Genomic DNA, 18,505 nt, shown 5'->3' on the forward strand with positions numbered 1-18,505 from the left:
GGTAATCCTCACCCATCTATAGTTTGCGAGTTATTTACTACCACTTTCCCGAGAAAGTGAGGGTACGCGTGAAGCTGTCCCGTATTTCAACTGTCGTCGCGGCTGCCGCGATAGCGCCCGCCGTCCTGTTCGCCTCTCCGGCGGTCGCTGCTGATACCGCTACGCCGCCGGCCAGCTCCACCCCTGACACAGCACCGGACGCCAAGCCGGACACACAAGGGAACGCGAAGGCCGACAAGAACAACCGCTTCGCCATCCTCAAGATCCTTTCCGACCAGAACTCCGGCCCCGGCGTCCGGAAGGCCGCCGAGGCGGCACTCAACGGCACTCCCGAGGACCGGGTCCACTTCCTCGGCGTCGGCCGCCAGCAGGCTCAGGACGTCGACGACCGGGTCCGGACCTCGCAGATCCTGCACAACGGCGGCCCCAAGGTGAAGGAAGCCGCCAACAAGGCGCTGGACGGCACCATGGAGGACATCCGTTACTTCCTGGAGGTCGGCCAGTACGAGGCCCGCGCCAAGGACAAGGCCGATGCGAAGAGGTTCGCCGAGCAAGCGGCCAAGGACGTAGCCGAGGAAGCGGCCAAGGACGCTGCCAAGAACAAGCACGCGCCCGGCACCGAGGGCAAGCACGGCGAGGCGGACAAGCCCGCCACCAGCGAGCAGCACACCCACAACGCTGGCGACCGCGGCGCCGACGCCAAGCCGGCCGTCGCGCCCGGCCAGGACACCGCCAAGCCGTCCCAGAACACCGGCGCCCAGCTCGCCGCCTCGGGCGCCGGCCCCGCCACCCCGTGGGCAATCGGCGGCACCGCCATCGCCCTCACCACCGGCGCCGGCCTGGTCCTCGCCTCCCGCCGCCGCACCTCCACCGAGAACTGAAACCGAAAGCCGACAACCGCGAGTCGGCAGCCACGCCTCCACCAGGCCCTTTCTCTTCGATCACGTAAATCGGTGTTCTGGCCATGCTCAGCAAGGGACCTGGCGAGCAGTACGAGCGCACCGGAGCAGTCGGCACCACCGCTTCCGCACCCTCGAAGACTTCGCCGCTCGGCACGGCGCTCCCGGCCATCCGTGACCGCGACTACGTCCTCGACCGTGCGCCGCGAGCAGGCCGTTGCCAGCGACCAACCGAACGCGGCACCTCCGGCTCCCGACGGCGCCGGCCCGCGTGCGCCGGAGGGGTTCAGGGCTTGAGCACGACGCCGGGCGAGGACTCAGTCGGGAGCTTCTGTGCAGGGCACGTCTCCAGCGTCTTCTCCATCGCGGTGGCTTCGGCTGGGGTGACCCAGAGGTGGTACTTCTGCTTCACGACGATCTGCCGGGCCACGTAGGTGCAGTCGAAGGCCTTGTTGACCGGGAGTCAGGAGGCGGCGTCCTTGTCGCCCTTGCCCATGTTCGCCGGGCCGTCGGCGGCGACGAGGTTCAGCGGGTCGTTGTGGTCTTGGAGGAGTTGCTGGGCTCCGGTCTGCCAGGCGTCGGACAGGGCGACGAGGTGGTCGATCTGCACGGCGGAGGACTTCGGGCCGCGCTGGAAGGCGATGTTCTTGCCGGTGTAGGGGTCGGCGACGGTGCCGGAGGCGACCAGGCACTTCGAGGTGCCCTCGAACTTCACGTCTTTGAGATCGCGTTTGAGGATGTCGTCGCGCGTGTCACAGTGGTTGTGTCCGCCAGGGGCACTTGTGTTGTCCGTCCACGCGGCCCCGAAGTTCTTCACCCGGTCGTAGCCGGCCTTCGAAGCCGCCAACGAGCAGAACCGCGGTAGGGACGGCACGAGAAGCACGCTGGTGCGGGAGAGATCTCACGACGAGAGCTCTACCCTCGGCCATCTGCCCACATGGGGGCTATCACCCGTAGGGGACGCTCCACTTCGCCAAGACGTTTCTCGGGTGGCTGAGGACCAACTCGGCGGCAAACGATGGCGACACCTGATCGCTATGCCACTTGGCGGTTGCCCTAACCGCCGAGGGGGATGGCTTCGTCGAGGAGTGTCAGATCAAGCTGTTGAAGTCGGTTCGGGTCGGCGATGAGTTCGTACCCGGTGATCCTCTCGCAGGCGGTCGTGACGGTAAGGGCGAGCTGCAGTCGTCCGTATGGTGCGACCGTGATCCCCACGGCGCCGCCGATGAGTACCGGCTCCGCGACGTGCGCGTTCCGTCCGAAGACGACGATCTCCTCCGCCACGGCCCGCGCACCGCGCACCTCGAGCGGTCTGCCCTCTGGAAGGGCCGCGCGGTCCGCACGTCGTACGGCGTCGGGCGCCAGTACCGCGAGGACCGCGTCGATGTCGCCCGCTCGCGCCGCCGCCAGGAACGCCTCAATGATGAGCCGCTGCCGGGCGAGCTCCGCTCCGGGGACGGCGGGGGCGCCCCGTACCTTGCGCCGGGCCCGGCTCGCGAGTTGCTTCGCAGCGGAGAGGGAGCGGTCCACGACGGGGGCGATCTCGTCGAACGGCACTGCGAACATGTCGTGCAGCACGAACGCGACGCGCTCGGCGGGGCCCAGCCTGTCGAGCACGACCAGAAGGGCGCGGCCCACCGAGTCGGCCAGCACTGCCTCCTGTTCTGGGTGGCCACTCGCAGCGGGATCTGGGTCCTCATCGGGCACTGGGTGGCCTGCGGGGTCCTCCCGCCGTGATGCGCGGGCCCGCAGCATGTCGAGGCAGATGCGGGAGACCGTCGTCGTGAGCCATCCGCCCAGGTTGTGCACGGCGTCGGCTTGGGTCCGGGCCAGTCGCAGCCAGGCTTCCTGGACGGCGTCCTCCGCCTCGCTGTGCGAGCCGAGCATGCGCTGGGCGACCGCGCGCAGTCGGCTGCGGTGCGTCTCGAAGCCCTCTGCAAGGCCGTCGTGCGCGCTCACCGGTCACCTCTCCCCGTCGCCGACCGTCACCACCGTAGAGGGTCCCGACACCAGGTGGCTGGCGGGGCCAGAGTCGATATGCAGGGAGCTTGTCTTGGACGTCTACGAAGCGGTTGCGAGCCGACGGGCGGTGCGCCGGTTCAGCGGGGAGCCGATCCCCCGGGAAACGTTGGAACGTGTCCTGTCCGCCGCAGCCCGAACACCGTCCGGGGCGAACCTCCAACCCTGGCACGTCTACGTGCTGACTGGCGCGCCGCTGGCGGAGCTGAAGAAACGCACCGCCGAGCGGGTGGCCGCAGGCGACCCCGGGGACGAGCGGGAGTACCAGATGTACCCGTCCGAACTGAAGTCTCCGTACCGCGAGCGCCGATCCGCAGCCGCCGAGCAGCGCTACACCGCGCTCGGAATCTCACGCGAGGACCGGCGGTCGCGCGAGGCGGCCGTTGCCGCGAACTGGGACTGCTTCGGTGCGCCCACGGCCTTGTTCTGCTACATCGACCGCGACATGGGACCGGCCCAATGGGCTGACCTCGGCATGTACCTGCAGACCGTCATGCTGCTGCTGCGTGCCGAGGGGCTGCACAGCTGCCCTCAGATGGCGTGGTCGGTGTACTGCCGGACCGTCGCGGGGGCCGTGCTGCCCCCACCGGGACTGATCCTGTTCTGCGGCGTGTCCATCGGGTTCGAGGCCCCGACCGCGTGTCACGACCGCATCGACCGGGCCCCGCTCGCCGAGACGGTCACTTTCATCGACGGCTAGGGCGTTCCTGCCGTCAGTCCGGTAGCGGGGCGGGATCGCCGCTCTTCCCGCCCCGCCGGCCCTGAACAGTGAACCGGCGGGCCTGCCCCACGCCCGGTTCGCGGTGCCCAGGGCCGGCGGCCCAGCCGAATCCGAGTCAAGCCTTTGACGGCACCCGCTCACATCCGCGGATCCTCATCACCTGGCCCGCATCGGCTCACTGCGCAGCTCCCGACGCCTTTTCGGCCTACCTCCAGTTGTGGCGGCCATGCCGCCATCCGCGGAAGCCTTCGTGGTCGTGCCGCCATCCCTCGCCCCGGAAACCCTCACCGCCGTGCCGCCAACCGTCACGGTCGTGGTGGTAGCCGAGGTGACGGCCGTGGTAGCCGAGGTGACGGCCGTGGTAGCCGCGGTGATGGCCGTGGTCGTAGCCACGGTCCGCGGCGGAGGCGGGAAGTGCGCCGACTCCGAGGACCGCGCCAGCCACGAGCACGGCGGCGGCGATGCGCTTGCTGTAGGACATGAACGATTCCCTTCCTCGCGCAATACGGCGAGAGCCCCGCCGATCACGACACGGATCTGCCGGCTGGTCACCGGCAAAGGGAATCCTTCCGATCAAGCCTGCCCAAGCCCCTTGGGCGCGCTGTAAGTTACCAATCCCGAACAATGTCCCATTTCTTCCCCGATGCTGTCTGACGTCAGCGCGGCATCGTCGACAGGGGTTGCGACGGCCCACCCTGGCGCTGTTCCCGGCCATCGCGGGCGAAGAACAGGGCAGACATGGAGTACGCGGGTGTGTCGTCGTTCGCGGGATTCGATGATCTGCGGCAGCAGTCTTGACCGCGCGTCCGCGTCATTGGAGGAAGGTGGTGGTCGACAAGTGGGTGGCCGACCAGGCCCCGCACAAGGAAGAGGGCCTCGGCCGCCATGCCCTGGGCCCGTGAGGCGCAGCGGCCGTTGCACCGGGAGGTTTCGGGCAGGGCGTGGGCGGGAGCGGGCACGGGTCCGCGCCGGGTAGGTGGTCGTTGCAGGCCGTGCTGAAGCTGCGGCCGCGCGGTCCGAGGGTAGCGTCTCGGCCGTTCCGCCGGTGGCTCCGGTTGTGTTGCCCGCGCCCCGCCCGGCCGCCGACGCCCCGGCCCCGGAGATCGAGGAAGTCGAAGACGACCAGGAGCTGATCCTTGAGGACCTGACCCACGACCAGGTCCTGGACTGGCGCGCCCGCGCCGCCGCGTGGACTCCACCACGCCGCATGCCCACCACCATGCCGCCGGGATGCGGCTGGATGCCGAGCTGATGGCGGAGCCGGAGAAGGCCGCCGAGGAGGAAAAGGGGGTGCGTGAACGGCACGAACGCCTCACCACGAGCCCGGTGACGCCGCCGAAGAAGCGGGCCGCGCCGAACGCAGACGGCAGCGAGGGCGCTACCCGGCCCGGCTGACCACTGCCGCACTCGGCCGTTCCCGCGGTGGGCTGACCAGCAAGGTCCACCTCGCGGCCGACCGGCGCTGCCGCCCGCTGCCATTCGTGCTCACCCCCGGCCAGGCCGCCGACAGCCCGCGCTTTCGCGCCGTGGTGGAGCGCAGCAAAGTCCGCGTCCCCGTCGGGCGGCCGCGTACCCGTCCGGACGCCGTCGCTGCGGATAAGGCGTACTCGTCCCGCGCCAACCGCGCCTACCTGCGCAACCGGAAGGTCAAGGCGGCCATCCCGGAGAAGGCGGACCAGGCTGCCAACCGCAAGAAGAAGGGCTCTCGCGGCGGCCGCCCGGTCACCCACGACACCATGCTGTACCGGGAGCGCAACACGGTGGAACGCTGCATCAACAAGATCAAGGAGTGGCGCGGGCCGGCCACCCGCTACGACAAGACGCCCGAGAGCTACCTCGCCGGACTCCCTCTGCGCGGGGCGATCCTGTGGATCCGCAGCCTCCAACCAACCTAAAGATCCGAACTACGAAGACGCCCTAGGTGTCATCGGGCGTCATGCGTGCTTCACCGGCGGATCCCGCGCAGGCATCCGGATTCCGCTGCTCCCGTGCCGAACTTCGTGAAGATTGAGTGAAGTTCCTGTGTGTCGAACAGTGTGGCGCACAGGATCTCTCCACGCGAAACATGACACAGCATCACCACAGTGCCATTCCGATGAAGTCCACGAGACGAGGAACGCACGTCATGAGCATAGGCATGAGAGCCCTGCGGTCCGCGGGCGCCGCCACCATCGCCCTGGCCACCGCCTGTACTCTCACGCCGGCCACGGCCGGCAGCGCGTCGGCCGACACCGGCCCGACGGCCAACGCGGCCGCCGACCTGCCCCTCCCGCCCGGCGCCACCTCGAGCTACCCCGCCGCAATCAACGACAACGGGGTGATCGTCGGCTACACCAACGGTCCCAACAACCAGATGTCTCCGGTCCGTTGGAACCCGGACCGCAGCCCCACGACACTCCCGCTGCTGCCCGGGGACCCGATGGGCTATGTCGAGGCCATCAGCGACGACGGCACCGCCGCCGGCTGGTCGGGAAGCCACACGGTGCGCTGGGCGCCCGACGGCACGGTCACCCAACTGCAGCCGCTGCCCGGCGACACCAGCGCCGACTTCCGCGCGATGAGCCGCACCGGTATCGCGGTGGGAGAGTCCGCGCTCGGCGGGACCCACCACGCAGTGAAGTGGCGCCCGGACGGCCAGGCCGTCCAGCTCGCTCCGCTCAAGGGTGACACCCTCACCTTCGCCCTCTCGGTCAACAGCTCGGGCACGGTCGCCGGTGTGTCCTTCTCGGACTACAACGCCTACCACCCCGTGAAGTGGAACCCGGACGGCACTCCCGTCCCGCTCGACCCGACCTCGGCCTACTCCACCGCATGGGTCGTCCAGATCAACGACGCCGGCACCGTGCTCGCGCGGGGGCCGTGCCGACCGGTAGCACGATCGACCAGTCCCGCTCCGTGACATGGGGCGCCAACGGCACCGTTACGGACCTGGGCCCGCACTCCAGCGCGAACGCCATCAACGCTTCGGGCACCGTGGTAGGTAGGCAGCTCGGAGCGGACAACATCGACTACACCGCCACGAGTTGGAGCCCCGACGGCACCGCCACGGCGATCGGCTCCGCGTACGAGTACACCACGGCCGTCGCCGTCAACGACGCCGGTGTCTCCGTCGGGTACACCGGGGTCAAGGTCCCGTCCGATCAGCACCGCTTCGCCCTCCTCTTCGAGGCCGACGGGAGCCTGACCGAACTGAACGTGACACCGGACGGCAGCAACTCCTACGCCACGTCCATCAACAACGCCGGCGTGGCCGTCGGCGTCCGGATCACCTTCCCGACACCGGGAAGCTCCACGCGCACGGCGGTGATCTGGCGGCCATAACCACCGCCCACCCGTTCTGGGGCTCACCAACCCCGGAATCACTCGGCCACCCCAACCGCCGCGCCACCCGCCCCAGCACCGCCCCCCCCCCCGCGATCTCCCCCAGCGGTGGGAGGTGCGGCTCGACCAGGGCCCACTCATCAACCGTCAGATCGCCACGCGCCATGCCCCTGGCCGACCAGACCACGGGACACAGCTCGGCCGAATCCACCAACTCGTGATCGCAACTACGAACACGCTCTAGATGCGCGAGTTGCGCAGTGACTGCCACACAGCGCCGGCCAGTGCCCGCGTCGATCGCGGGACTGACAGATGTTCGTGCTCGCGGTACAGGGCCCAGTTGTATTGCACGAGCGAGAGTTTGTTGGAGGACAGTGATCCCGCCTGGTGGGCTCTGTACACCGCGAGCGGCTCAGCCAGGCCCCGGGCGTCAGCGCCGTCCCGCATGATCGACAGCCAGAGGGCGTAGTCCTGGCGCTTGCGCATCTCCGGCATCAGCCTCGTGCCCAGGATATTGCGGTCGTACATGGCGGTGAGAGCACCGATGTGGTCTCGTACCAGCATCGCGCGGTAGTCCACGTGCTCCCGCGCACGGACCACCCGCCCATTCGGGACCCAGTCGGTGCTCTCGCCCTCGTAGTCGGCGTCCATCCTGTAGTACGAGGTGAACGTCAAAGGCGCAGTGGCCTCCGCAGCGAAGGCGAGCTGCTTCTCGGTCTTCTCCGGAAGCCACATGTCGTCGCTGTCGAGAAAGGCGATGTAGTCCCCGCGGGCCCGCTCGATCGCGAAGTTGCGGGCCCGGCCCGCACCACCCCGTTCGGGTGCCGACTCCGGCAGGACGCGCTCGTCCTGCTCGGCGAACTCGCGGAGCAGATCCATGGAGCCATCGGAGGACTGGTCGTCGGTGACCAGCAGCTCCAGGTCGCTGTGGGTCTGCGTGAGCACCGATCGGACGGCTGCGCCGAGGGTGGTTGCCGAGTTGTACACGGGCATCACGACAGACACCAGGGGCACAGCGCTTCTCCTTGCCAGACCAGGAACGGCGGTCCATTCAAGCACCGCAGTCGAGTAGGACCTGCCATGCGGATAGTTGTCGCTGGTCAGGGCTACGTAGGGCGTCCCCTGGCCGCTCCGTGTGGTTGCCAGCCTCTCCGCCTCCGCAGATCTGCGCGACGAACTCACCACCGTTTACGAGGAACTGAGCGCCGTCGCCGCCTTCACGACGTCGGCCAGGGCGAGCCGCCACACCGCCCGCGGGTCCGTCCCAGCAACAAGGCCAGCGGTCGTGGTCTCCAGCAGGCCGCACACCATCTCCGCGTGGGCGGTGAGCTTTCCGGCGAGCTCGGGCAGGGGCAGGTCGGGCGGGCAGGTGAGGTAGGTGCTGAGGATGTTGGTGGTGTCCATGAGCCACAGCACCGCCAGGTGCTGCAGCCACTCGGCCCGCTCGTCCGGGGCGAGTGGCTGTGAGGGTGTCGGCGAACTCCTCGATCCCGGGCGCCGTCGCGTCGGCTGCCGCCAGGTCCGGTGAGGCGGCGATCAGGCCGAGTACGGTCCGGGAGATCAGCTTGGCCGCATCGGTCTGTGGCCGTCCCCGGCCCAGGCCCGGGTCGAGGAAGACCGGCCGCCCGTCGGCGCCGACGGGAAAGACGACGTGGTCGGGCTTGAGGGCACCGTAGATCACCGGCAGCAGATGCCCGGCCGTCGGAGCGGGCCGAAGCCGACGCAGCCGCAGCCGCAGCCGCAGCCGCAGGACCACCGTGCTCAGCGCCTCCCCGGCCTGTCCGGCTTTGCGCAGGTAGGTGGGGCCGCTGATGCCGTTGAACTTGCGGTCGAAGGTGGAGCCGATGCGCCGCTCGGCGATGGCCGCCGCATCGACGGCGCGGGCGACGGCGGGCTGCTGGAGCCCGGCGAGCTCGACCACCGCTCGGGTCATCAGCTCGCCGGTCTGCTGCGGGCCCTTGGCCAGCAGGTCGGCCAGCGTCAGCCTGGCCACCGGCTCGGTGAACAGCACCGCGACGGCACCCCGACCAGGTGCCCTGGGATCGCCGTCTTTACTGACTCGGGCGCTTCGAGGTGACGGAGCTGGCAGTTCGGTTGAGAATCCGCCCGCTGTGACGGCCGGTTGGTACAGAAGCGAACCTCTCGTCCGCCGTGACGGGCTCCTGGGCCGGAGAGCGGGCCCAGGGGCGGCGGTCTACCGGGATGCGTCGGGATACGCGGCGGTCGCGCGGATTTCGATGAGGAGTCCGGGGCTGGCGAGTCCGCTGACCCCGATGATCGTCCAGGTCGGGTAGGGCGCGTTGACGAGGCGCTGTTTGGCATCGATGAAGCCGGGCAGGTGCTGGCGGATGTCGACGTGGTAGCTGGTGACGTCGACGAGGGCGGACGTGTCGAGGTTCTCCAGCCGAAGGATCTCTTCGATCTTCAAGATGGCGATCTCGGTCTGCTCTTCAATGGTGTCCGGGATGGTTCCGTCGGCGCGGCGACCGATCGTTCCGGCGATGAACAGGAGGCCGTGCGCGCGGACCGCGGCGGAATAGCCGAAGCTTGCGAAGGCGCTGGTGGTTTGCCCGAAGACCGCGTTGTCCTCGGGGACCTCGACAGTGTGGATGGTCATTGCGGTGCTGCCCTTTCTCTGTTGAGGGGGTCGTGGAGTCCGTGGAGTCAGTTGCCCCAGCGGGACGAACGGCAGGCGTGCTCCAGCCGGGTCCGTCCGAAGGTCTCGCGTTCGCGGAGGAATTCGCCGGGGATCGCGTAGCGGGGTGCGTTCTTCGGGTCTTTCGCGGCTTGCGCGACGATCGCGTCGGTGAGTGAGCGGATCATGTCCAGCCGTGGATAGGCGGCGTGGACGGCGTCGGCCTGCTTGTCGGTGACGGCGTCGACGTGGTCGGCGCCCAGTGGGCCGCCGAAGTCGAGGGCGACGCCTTCGCGGACGAGTACGCACAGCGTTCCGCGGCGTTCCGCGATGCCCGGGGAGGTGTGCAGGGCGATGGCTTGCCAGACCTGGTCGGCGTCGGCTGCGGGTACTGCGTGGTCGATCAGGAATGCGGCGGCCCGGTCGGCGCCTTCGACCTCGAACCGCTGGCTGTGCGGACCGTCCGAGGCCACGCCGAGGTCGTGCATCGCGCACGCGGCGAACAACAGGTCGTCGTGGTAGTCGCGGCCGGCGGTCAGGCCGAGGCGGCCGGCAACCAGCCGGGCGAACAGGTAGCTGCGGATGCTGTGGTTGAAGACGGACGGTGTTTCCACCGGTCGGATGAGGTTCATGACGGCGTCGGCAAGTGGTGTGCCGGGCAGCGTGATCAGGTCGTCGGTCGCCTCGTGGGTAGGTCGGGTCATGTCTTCAGCCTGGCCGCGACCGCCCTGACCTGGTGAGAGGCAAAAATTCCTAACTTCGTTAGAATCTTGCCATGGCAGTGCATCGAGTAGCGGTGCTGGCGCTGGACGGGGTCACCCCACTCGACCTGGCGATCCCGACGCAGATCTTCACCACCCGGCCGGAAACCCCTTATGAGATGAGCCTGTGCGCGCTGGAGACGAAGGTGGCAACCACCGCGGGTTTCGCCCTGGTCGCCGACGGGACCCTGGAACAGGTGCGCACCGCCGACACCCTGATCGTGCCGGGATTCGAACCGATCCTCCCGTTGCCGGACGCCGTGCTCGACACACTGGCCGAAGCCCGCGAACGAGGTAAGCGTGTGGTGTCGATCTGTACGGGCGCCTTTGCGCTGGCCGCGGCAGGCGTACTGGACGGACTGCACGCCACGACCCATTGGAAGCACATCGACGAGTTCGAGCGGAGCTTCCCGGCCGTCACGGTCGACCGCGACGTGCTCTACGTCGACGAGGGCGACGTGCTCACCTCGGCCGGGGTGTGCTGCGGCATCGACCTGTGCCTGCATATCGTGCGCCGCGACCTGGGAGCGGAGGCGGCCAACCAGATCGCCCGCGGCCTGGTCGCCGCCCCCCACCGAGACGGCGGGCAGGCCCAGTACGTGCCGGCTCCCGTCGCGGTGACCGGTCAGGCGTCGCTGTCCGGTACCCGTGGATGGGCCCTGCACCGGCTCGGCGAGCCGCTCACGCTGCGCGTGCTTGCCCGACACGCGGGCCTTTCGCAGCGCACCTTCATGCGGCGGTTCGCCGAGGAAACGGGCACGACCCCGTTGCAGTGGCTGCTCAACGCCCGGCTCGGCAGGGCGCGGGAACTGCTGGAAACCACGGACCGCTCGGTGGAACAGGTGGCGCGGGACAGCGGGCTGGGCACGGCCGCCAACCTGCGGCTGCACTTCCGGCGCGCACTGGGTACTACCCCCACTGCCTACCGCCGCACCTTCGCACGCTCGACGTCGCGCAGTCCGGCCTGTTCACCAGCAGTCCCGCGCGCGGACTGAGAAAGGCCATCACGGCACTGAAAGGCTCCAGAGGCGGTTCGCTGCCGTCCAAGCTGCCGGGCAGACAAGGGGAAACGTTGAGCCCGAGCCGTCACGAGACCGAGCTTCTACTGGAGTAGCAGTGAGCGTCTCCGGCCTGGTCCGGGCGACGAGGTCGCAGCGGGCCTCAGCCCGGTCTCCCCCGCCGGCCAGAGCCGGGCAGATGTCCTCGTCCTTGATGTCGTGGCCCTCGGCGTGGAGGCGGGCCACGGGGGGCAGCCAGGTAGCGGGTGTTCCAGAGCACCACGGCGTTGAGGACCAGCCCGAGGGCGGCGAGGGGGCCGGCCCACAGGCGCAGGGAGCGATCGTGAACAACCTTCTGTGTGACGACGATCGCGACAGCGGCTGGAGGACGACGACCGCCGACCGTAGGGCGGTGGGTCAGATGAGGGCACCGACGCGGGCGGCGAGTCCGCGGAGTTCGGTGGTCTTCTTCCCGGAGGCCAGCAGCCCGGACACGAGTGTCTTGACTGCGGGTCGTGCGTGGTTTTCCTCGGGGACGTGGTGTTCGGCGGCCAGGAGGGCGCGGATGCACTCGTCGCGGCGGCCCCATCGTCCGAGCGCGGCGGCGATGTCGGTGTAGTAGCGGGCGCGGCGCTCGATGCTCGGCAGGTGGTGTGGGGCGACGGCCCGGGCGGCGGCGAGAGCGGTGGAGGGGTCGCCGGCGGAGTTCTCGGCGGAGATGCGGTGGAGTTGGACGGTGGTGGGGATGAAGCCGCCGCCATGGTCGCGCAGCAGGGTGGTGCCGCCGAGGTTCTTGGCGATGGTGGCGGCCTCATTGGCCAGTTGCCGCATCCCGGCGGTGTCGCCGGCTCGGGCGGCGGTGTAGGCGGCGGACTGGATGAGCAGGCCCCGTTCGGCGGCGTGGTCCGGACTGCCTCCACGCAGGTAGGGGTGGTCGGCGGCGGCCAGGACGATGGACAGCGCCTGGTCGTGCCAGTTCGCCTTGCGTGCGAGGACCGCGAGTTGGCGGGCGGCTTCGGCGACCAGGAGTCGATCGTCGGCGGCCTCGGCGGTCTGGCGTGCGCGGTCGGCGGCCATCCAGCCGAGCTGCTGCTCGTCGAGTTTGATCAGGATGCGTGTGGCCAGTAGATAGCTCTGGGCCAGCAGCGCCCTGTGCTCTGTGCTGTGGCTGCCGGTCGTGTGCGCGTGGTCAGCGCCCCTGCTGCGTGCGCCGCGGGTGCGGTGTCCTCGAAAGGGCGGGTGGCCCGCAGTCGGCGGGCCACCCCTCGCATGCGAAACGAGGTGTGAGCGATGAACACCACGAAACGGGCCGCCGTGATCGGACTCGGCGGCCAGGCCCAGAAGGATCACCTCCTGTCTACGCCGCCGCGCTCCATCTGCTGGGTCAGATCGGCTCCCCGTACCTGGTCGAGGGCCGGTACACCTTCCACTGCCCGGACCTGGCCGCCGGCTGGCGCGGCCGGGCGAAGCTCGCGGGCGGCGGGTGCCTGGCCGACATGGGCTACCACCTGATCGACCTTCTCCTGTGGTACCTCGGTCTGCCCGACCGCGTCCTGGCCGACACCTCGACCGCCGCCGTGTCGGGCACCGAGTACGACGCGGAGGACACCGCCCTGGTCCACCTCGCCTACGACTGCGGCCTGTACGGCTCGCTGCTGGTCTCCCGCTCGGCCGGCCCGAAAACCGAGCACCTGGCCATCACCGGCCCGCACGGCACCCCGCTCATCGAGCGCGGCGCGGCGCGTTTGCTGGATCCGGCGGGGCAGGTGGTCGAGCCGCTGCTGCGCGAGCCGGCTTGGCCGTGCTCGCCCGCGGTGCAGATCGATCGCTTCTGCCGCGTCCTGGACCGTTCCTGCCCCAACCCGTCGGGGCCGGCCGAGCACCTGCCGCACGCCGCCTTCCTGGCCGCCGCCTACGCCTCCGCCGCCACCACCCGCCCCGCGGACCCCACGGAGTTCCTGGCTTGAACGACTCTCCGCTCGCACTGCTCGGCGGCGAACCGGCCGTCACCGCCGCGGGCCCGCACTTCGCGTGGCCGCCTATCGAGGACGTCGATCGAGGACGTCGACCGCCGCGCGGTCGCCGCCCAGATGGAGACGGCCGTTTCGATCCCGGACCGCTCCGGCGTTGTCGCCGACCTGGAGGACGCGCTCGCCTCCTACCTGTGCGTCCGACACGTGGTGACGACCTGCACCGGCACCGCCGCGCCGCACTCGATGTATGCCGCCGCCGGGATCGGACCGGGGGACGAGGTGTCGTCCCGGCGCTGACTTTCCACGCGACCGCAACCCCTGTTCCACCTCGGCGCCCGCCCCGTGCTCGCCGACGTCGACAGCCGCGGGCAGCTCGACCTCACCGACGCAGCCCACACTGAGCGGCCGACCGGTCGAAGCCCGCCGTGAAACGGTCACGCCGCGACATCACAACGGCCAGCACGCCAATGGCGATCAGCGACCAACCGCCCGAGACCGGTTCCAGCACTGCCACCGGGATTCCAAGTGTCAGCAGGATCCATCCGGTCTCCGCGGGCATCGTGCCCGTGGCGATCACAGACCTCCTGGCAAGAAGCCCAAGACCGAAGAAGGCAATCCCGCTGATCATGAACCACAGGGCCGTCATGCGGGCATCGTCGTTGTTGCGGACCGTGTTCCACAGCCCGTCGGAGACGATGCCGCTCCAGTGCGAGTATGCGGCGATGAGGCCCACGATCATGTGCACTACAGCCGCAGCGAGTATCAGGCGGGGCACCCAGAGGCGCAGGCCCCTGGTGTTGGGCTTACGGGATTCCGGGCCTGCGTAGGCATTCATGACGCTGTGTTCCTTCCGGATCAGGGGTCCACCTCGGTCGCCTGCGGAGTTACGAGGCCGGCCGGTCCAGGAGGGGCATCAGGAGCTCATACATGCCGCGCAACTCCGATTTCGGGAGCGGGGGCAAGAGGTGCTCTGCCCCGACCACCATCAGGTACAGCAGCTTGGCCATTTGGTCCGGTCTGTCATGACCGGTCTGTTCGCACAGATCACGCAGATATCCGATGCGGGTTGCGTCGACGCGCTCCTGCACCCGCGCCGCTTCCGGATCCTGTTTCGCCCAGGCCCGCATCGCGACCTCCAGCGAGGGACTCGCGGACTTGGTCGCTTCCGCCATGAGCCTGTCCAGCCGCTCCCGGGCCGGCACCGTGCCTGACACTTCCACGCCCTTGATGATCGCCGTGGTGCACTTGGCCTCGAAGTGGTCGAGCAATCGGGTCCGATACTTCGGCATCGATCCGAAGTGGTGGTAGAAGGCACCCTTCGACATGCCCATGCGCTCGCACAGTCGCTCCAGCGTGACGGCCGGGGCACCCTGCTCCGCCAGCAGCGTCAAGCCTTGGTCCAGCCATGCCGATCTCTCCGCGCTCACCTGACCCTCCTGTCCATACCAAAAGGTTTGGTATGGACAGGAGGGTAACAGGCTCGCCCGAAGCAAAGGGAATGGGTGGGCACCGGAGGATCCGGCACCCACCCATTCCAGGAGGTTCACGCCCAAAGGGCGCCCAGTTTGCTGGCGCAGATCAATTATTCCTGCGCTGCGGTATTCCTGTTGAGGTTGAGGTCCTCGGATCGGGCGGCGAGGTAGCTGCCCCCATCCCTCCGGGCGTGACGGCCCCAGCGGACAGCAGTAACGATGTGCATGCCGAAGAGGTCTGCGATCACGGCGGCGGGAAGGTCCGTGGCCAGCGACATCCGGGCAGTACTGCGAGCTGCGGGGATCGATATGCCATATCGACTGATCTTGTTCGCGCAAGCGCTTGGGTTGACCGACGCTCCCGCCACAAGCCCCGGGAACAACTGTCGCGTCGTGCCGAGCGCTCGGCTGACAGCGGATCGCCGACAAGGGACACTGCCTAGTCTCGCTGTCACCCGCAAGTGAGGCACCCGTGACCGCTGATCAGCCCGCCCATGCCGACATGGTCAACGCTGCCCGGCGCCTCAGGTACGACCTCCCCGCGCACCGGGGCAGCAGGTCACCCTGGAGATGCTGGAGTGGGCCGAGCGCGTCCTGGCGATGGACGCCGCCGTTCTCACCACGCGCCGGGCGATCTGGACCCCATCTGGCAGGGCGACGACGTGTTCCGCGACGTCGCGGTGCTGATCGAAGCTGGCACGGCCCTGCACATCGACGCGCGCCGCCCGTGGAGTGGGTCAGCCGACCGGCGGCCAGGATCACGTCGACGAGCCTGTCCGCCGCGTCCGGCCGTCCGTGTGCCCTGGCCCGCTGCGCCATGTCCCGCACGTTCGCCGGCGACACCATCCGCAAGGGATTGCTGGACCGGCGGATCTTGCCCGTGGCGACGGTGGCGAACGCGATCCCCTCGGCCGGTGCGACGCGCGCCTCCAGTCCGTCAGCAGTGCCGATCCACAGCACATCCAAGGTCCCGCCCCCGGCGGACAACCGCTCCTGCAATGCGCCGGTCGCGGTAAGCGCGGGGTAGGTGTGACCCCCGGTGCCACCCCCGGTGACGACCAGTCGGAAGGTCTGCGGCTGGGGCGTGTTCACCCCGTGCAGGCGACCGGCCAGGAGCGGAGGAGAGCGGGGACCCCGGCCGACTCCGGGAACCGCGCCTCCACCTCGAACTGACCGGCTACGACTGCTTCCTGGGCATCGAAACCGCCGGGAACAAGCAGGTCAGCGGGCCGCAGCTCAAGGCGCTGTTCCTCGCCGAGGCCATCGGCGCCGGCACCTTGGTGCGCGGGATCTTCTACCCGACCGCCGCCCACACCGACGAGCACCTGCACCTGCACCTGCACCTGGCCATTGAGACCGTACGGCACGCGGCGGCAGTCTGCGCCCTCGCCCTGGACGGCGACGCTGCGGCCGTTCCCCTGCCCAAGGCGGCCCACCGCCCCCTGTAGCAGACGAGCCGGCATGGACGAGCTGCGTGACCTCGGTCGGGACATCCATCGGATCCATGACGTACTCCTTCCGGTTGACGCGGGCGGGAAGCGGGAAGGGGTGGCCGCCCCTTCCCGCGCCGGGGCTTGGCGGCTGGGTAGCGGAGTTACTGGTCGACCTGGCCGACGTATCGGTAGCCGGTGCGGGTCGGGCGGAGGCGGTCCAGGCGAATGCGGGCGATACGGGCGCCGGGCAGGTCAGCCGCGATCCGGTCTTCGGGATTCCAGGCCACCGCCGGGCGGGAGTCGAACCCGCCGGCCCCGTGGGGCCTCCGACCACGCCGGTCGCCCTCCTGGCGGAGCAGGACCCGAAGGCCCTCGTGGCTGATGTCGTCGACCACCCCCTCGGCGACCAGGAAGTCGGCCAGCTTGGCCAGGCTCCAGGTCGAAAACGGCAAGCCGTGCTCGGACGGCTTGGACCTGGCGATCTTCTTGATCCCCCGGCGTTCCGGGAGGGTGAAGGTTTTTGGTCGGCCACCCTTGTACTTGGGATAGAGCGAGTCGAAGCCATCGGCGTTGAAGTTGTGGAGCACGTCCCGGACCCGGTCCGCACTGGTGAACGTCACCTCGGCGATCTTCGCCACCGGCATGCCCTGCGCGGATAACAACACCATCTGGGCCCTCCGCCAGGTCACCACCGAACCGGTACCTCTGCGGATGATCCGCAGCAACCGCCTGCCCTCGTCGTCATCAATCTCCCGGACACACACCCGTTCAGCCACGAGATCATTCTGGCCCTCCGGCACCACCCCGCTCAGCAACCGGGCCACACCTCACAACAGGGCGAACGTTGCCTGACGCGGCACTAGTGTGATGCGCCAGAAATTCAGTGGCTTAGTAAGTACCCTGTTGCTATGTCGCATCCGGGTCCTTCTGCTGTGGAGATCACGCTGTCCGAGGCCGAGCGCGCCGAGTTGGTGCGCCGGACGGAAATGCCGGACCGTCGCTCGGCCGAGAAGGCCCGCATCATCCTGGCGTGTGCTGATGGCATGTCAAACGCAGGTGTCGCACGGATCATTGGCGTCCAGGCCAGGACGGTCGGCAAGTGGCGTCGGGCTTTCGCCGCAGAGCGGATGGATGGGCTTGAGGACGCCGGCTGGATTGGCCGGCCGAAGGCCGACCTGGTCCTGGACGAGGCGGAGCGCAGGCAGCTGATGCAGTGGGCGCGCCGGGCCAAGACCGCCCAGTTCCTCGCGTTGCGAGCCAAGATCGTGCTGCGCTGCGCGGAGGGCGGGACAAACCAGCAGGCCGCGGCCGACCTCGGCATCGACAGGTCGACGGTGGACCGCTGGCGGGCACGGTTCATTGCGAAACGCCTCGACGGTCTGCATGACGAGCCCCGCTCGGGCCGGCCGCCCTCGGTCCTCCTCGACCAGGTCGAGGAGGTCATCGTGGCCACCTTGGAGTCCACGCCAGGCAAGGACACGCACTGGTCACGCGCATCAATGGCTAAGCGCACCGGTTTGTCCAAATCGACCATCGGGCGAATCTGGAAGCGGTTCGACCTCAAGCCTCATCTCCAGGACGCGTTCAAGCTCTCCACCGACCCGCAGTTCGTCGCCAAGGTCGTCGACGTCGTCGGCCTGTACCACAATCCGCCCGAGAAGGCGGTGGTGCTGTGTGTCGACGAGAAGGCCCAGATACAGGCGCTGGACCGCTCGCAGCCAGTGCTGCCGATGATGCCCGGCATGCCCGAGCGGCGCACCCATGACTACTACCGGCACGGCATTACCAGCCTGTTCGCCGCCTTCAACATCGCCGACGGTACTGTCATCGGCGAACTCCACCGCCGCCACCGCGCCATCGAGTTCAAGAAGTTCCTGATCACGATAGACAAGGCCGTGCCCGACGGCCTCGACGTCCATCTCGTCTGCGACAACTACGCCACCCACAACACCGCCGAGATCAGGACCTGGCTGAGCAAACACCCCCGATTCCACGTTCACTTCACCCCGACCGGATCTTCCTGGATGAACCAGGTCGAGCGGTGGTTCGGCCTGCTGACCGACAAGCTCATCCGCCGCGGCGTCCACACCTCCGTCAAGGCCCTGGAGAGCGATATCAAGGCGTGGGTCGCGCAGTGGAACGAAGACCCCAAACCCTTCACCTGGACCAAGACCGCCGACGAGATCCTCAACTCCCTCGCCGACTACCTCACCAAGGTTGGCACCAGCAGCCAGAAAACAGAGAAGAACTAACCCACCAGATTTCTGGCGCAT

At 68.9% G+C, this 18,505-nt stretch carries 22 protein-coding genes and 2 pseudogenes; 11 read left to right on the top strand and 13 right to left on the bottom strand.

The features are described 5' to 3' along the window. The first annotated feature begins 68 nt into the window (after positions 1 to 68). Positions 69 to 881: an ALF repeat-containing protein gene (locus JNO44_RS41520; protein ID WP_205369102.1), complete on the top strand. Its 813-nt coding sequence runs from the start codon at positions 69 to 71 to the stop codon at positions 879 to 881. Between the two features lie 304 nt (positions 882 to 1,185). Here the strand turns inward: JNO44_RS41520 and JNO44_RS44710 are convergent, their stop codons facing one another. From JNO44_RS44710 to JNO44_RS41530, 3 genes are all read right to left on the bottom strand, one after another. Next, a complete protein-coding gene (locus tag JNO44_RS44710) occupies positions 1,186 to 1,311 on the bottom strand; it encodes a hypothetical protein (protein ID WP_275695791.1) in 126 nt (41 codons plus the stop codon). A gap of 51 nt (positions 1,312 to 1,362) precedes the next feature. After that, entirely contained in the window at positions 1,363 to 1,773 is a 411-nt protein-coding gene (locus JNO44_RS41525; protein WP_240167893.1) for an HNH endonuclease family protein, read from the bottom strand. 182 nt (positions 1,774 to 1,955) lie between these two features. Further along, complete coding sequence (locus tag JNO44_RS41530; protein WP_205369103.1) at positions 1,956 to 2,858, bottom strand: sigma-70 family RNA polymerase sigma factor; 903 nt, start codon at positions 2,856 to 2,858, stop codon at positions 1,956 to 1,958. Positions 2,859 to 2,952: 94 nt separating this feature from the next. Between JNO44_RS41530 and JNO44_RS41535 the strand changes: the two genes are divergently transcribed. Then, positions 2,953 to 3,618 carry a nitroreductase gene (locus JNO44_RS41535; protein ID WP_205369104.1) on the top strand — a complete coding sequence of 222 codons (666 nt, stop codon included), beginning with the start codon at positions 2,953 to 2,955 and terminating at the stop codon, positions 3,616 to 3,618. Between the two features lie 226 nt (positions 3,619 to 3,844). Here the strand turns inward: JNO44_RS41535 and JNO44_RS41540 are convergent, their stop codons facing one another. Continuing rightward, positions 3,845 to 4,120: a hypothetical protein gene (locus JNO44_RS41540; protein WP_205369105.1), complete on the bottom strand. Its 276-nt coding sequence runs from the start codon at positions 4,118 to 4,120 to the stop codon at positions 3,845 to 3,847. A 564-nt stretch (positions 4,121 to 4,684) separates the two neighbouring features. Between JNO44_RS41540 and JNO44_RS41545 the strand changes: the two genes are divergently transcribed. From JNO44_RS41545 to JNO44_RS41565, 4 genes and pseudogenes are all read left to right on the top strand, one after another. Further along, on the top strand, positions 4,685 to 4,891 hold the full coding sequence (locus tag JNO44_RS41545; RefSeq protein WP_205369106.1) for a hypothetical protein: 207 nt from the start codon (positions 4,685 to 4,687) through the stop codon (positions 4,889 to 4,891). Then, positions 4,828 to 5,534 (top strand): annotated as a pseudogene (locus tag JNO44_RS41555) (IS5 family transposase); the annotation flags it as partial. The gene JNO44_RS41545 and the pseudogene JNO44_RS41555, both read left to right, overlap by 64 nt. Positions 5,535 to 5,764: 230 nt before the next feature. Next, complete coding sequence (locus JNO44_RS41560; protein ID WP_205369108.1) at positions 5,765 to 6,538, top strand: hypothetical protein; 774 nt, start codon at positions 5,765 to 5,767, stop codon at positions 6,536 to 6,538. Further along, positions 6,535 to 6,960, top strand: a complete 426-nt coding sequence (locus JNO44_RS41565; RefSeq protein ID WP_205369109.1) for a hypothetical protein — start codon at positions 6,535 to 6,537, stop codon at positions 6,958 to 6,960. Before JNO44_RS41560 ends, JNO44_RS41565 begins: the two co-directional genes overlap by 4 nt. A gap of 240 nt (positions 6,961 to 7,200) precedes the next feature. Here JNO44_RS41565 and JNO44_RS41570 read toward each other — a convergent pair whose 3' ends face one another. From JNO44_RS41570 to JNO44_RS41585, 4 genes are all read right to left on the bottom strand, one after another. Continuing rightward, the gene (locus JNO44_RS41570) at positions 7,201 to 7,974 is read right to left on the bottom strand and encodes a glycosyltransferase family 2 protein (RefSeq protein ID WP_205369110.1); all 774 of its coding nucleotides are present in this window, start codon (positions 7,972 to 7,974) and stop codon (positions 7,201 to 7,203) included. Between the two features lie 37 nt (positions 7,975 to 8,011). Then, positions 8,012 to 8,971, bottom strand: coding sequence for a hypothetical protein (locus JNO44_RS41575; protein WP_205369111.1), 960 nt, complete (start codon positions 8,969 to 8,971; stop codon positions 8,012 to 8,014). 183 nt (positions 8,972 to 9,154) lie between these two features. Beyond that, positions 9,155 to 9,577, bottom strand: coding sequence for a Rid family hydrolase (locus JNO44_RS41580; protein WP_073449814.1), 423 nt, complete (start codon positions 9,575 to 9,577; stop codon positions 9,155 to 9,157). A 47-nt stretch (positions 9,578 to 9,624) separates the two neighbouring features. Then, positions 9,625 to 10,299 (bottom strand): HD domain-containing protein, encoded by a 675-nt coding sequence (locus JNO44_RS41585; protein ID WP_205369112.1) that lies wholly within the window; start codon positions 10,297 to 10,299, stop codon positions 9,625 to 9,627. A 71-nt stretch (positions 10,300 to 10,370) separates the two neighbouring features. Between JNO44_RS41585 and JNO44_RS41590 the strand changes: the two genes are divergently transcribed. Then, positions 10,371 to 11,351: a GlxA family transcriptional regulator gene (locus JNO44_RS41590; protein WP_205369113.1), complete on the top strand. Its 981-nt coding sequence runs from the start codon at positions 10,371 to 10,373 to the stop codon at positions 11,349 to 11,351. 420 nt (positions 11,352 to 11,771) lie between these two features. Here JNO44_RS41590 and JNO44_RS41595 read toward each other — a convergent pair whose 3' ends face one another. Beyond that, a complete protein-coding gene (locus tag JNO44_RS41595) occupies positions 11,772 to 12,431 on the bottom strand; it encodes a hypothetical protein (protein WP_205369114.1) in 660 nt (219 codons plus the stop codon). 206 nt (positions 12,432 to 12,637) lie between these two features. Between JNO44_RS41595 and JNO44_RS41600 the strand changes: the two genes are divergently transcribed. Both JNO44_RS41600 and JNO44_RS41605 read left to right on the top strand, forming a co-directional pair. Continuing rightward, positions 12,638 to 13,321 (top strand): Gfo/Idh/MocA family protein, encoded by a 684-nt coding sequence (locus tag JNO44_RS41600; RefSeq protein WP_205369115.1) that lies wholly within the window; start codon positions 12,638 to 12,640, stop codon positions 13,319 to 13,321. Positions 13,322 to 13,444: 123 nt separating this feature from the next. Beyond that, entirely contained in the window at positions 13,445 to 13,624 is a 180-nt protein-coding gene (locus JNO44_RS41605) for a DegT/DnrJ/EryC1/StrS family aminotransferase (protein WP_205369116.1), read from the top strand. Between the two features lie 82 nt (positions 13,625 to 13,706). Here the strand turns inward: JNO44_RS41605 and JNO44_RS41610 are convergent, their stop codons facing one another. The 3 genes from JNO44_RS41610 to JNO44_RS45425 form a co-directional block, all read right to left on the bottom strand. After that, positions 13,707 to 14,162: a DUF6463 family protein gene (locus JNO44_RS41610; RefSeq protein ID WP_205369117.1), complete on the bottom strand. Its 456-nt coding sequence runs from the start codon at positions 14,160 to 14,162 to the stop codon at positions 13,707 to 13,709. Positions 14,163 to 14,211: 49 nt separating this feature from the next. Then, positions 14,212 to 14,754, bottom strand: a complete 543-nt coding sequence (locus tag JNO44_RS41615) for a TetR/AcrR family transcriptional regulator (protein ID WP_205369118.1) — start codon at positions 14,752 to 14,754, stop codon at positions 14,212 to 14,214. 528 nt (positions 14,755 to 15,282) lie between these two features. Then, the gene (locus tag JNO44_RS45425; RefSeq protein ID WP_275695792.1) at positions 15,283 to 15,891 is read right to left on the bottom strand and encodes a glycosyltransferase; all 609 of its coding nucleotides are present in this window, start codon (positions 15,889 to 15,891) and stop codon (positions 15,283 to 15,285) included. Positions 15,892 to 16,076: 185 nt separating this feature from the next. On the opposite strand from JNO44_RS45425, the gene JNO44_RS41625 reads away from it, so the two are divergent. Then, positions 16,077 to 16,247: a hypothetical protein gene (locus tag JNO44_RS41625; protein ID WP_205369119.1), complete on the top strand. Its 171-nt coding sequence runs from the start codon at positions 16,077 to 16,079 to the stop codon at positions 16,245 to 16,247. 326 nt (positions 16,248 to 16,573) lie between these two features. On the opposite strand, the pseudogene JNO44_RS41630 reads toward JNO44_RS41625, so the two are convergent. Beyond that, positions 16,574 to 17,008: pseudogene (locus tag JNO44_RS41630) on the bottom strand (helix-turn-helix domain-containing protein); the annotation flags it as partial. A 132-nt stretch (positions 17,009 to 17,140) separates the two neighbouring features. Between JNO44_RS41630 and JNO44_RS41635 the strand changes: the two are divergent. Beyond that, positions 17,141 to 18,484, top strand: a complete 1,344-nt coding sequence (locus JNO44_RS41635) for an IS630 family transposase (RefSeq protein WP_240167428.1) — start codon at positions 17,141 to 17,143, stop codon at positions 18,482 to 18,484. Positions 18,485 to 18,505 lie beyond the last annotated feature (21 nt).

The organism is Streptomyces noursei, from assembly GCF_016917755.1.
Classification (GTDB): Bacteria; Actinomycetota; Actinomycetes; order Streptomycetales; family Streptomycetaceae; genus Streptomyces; species Streptomyces yunnanensis.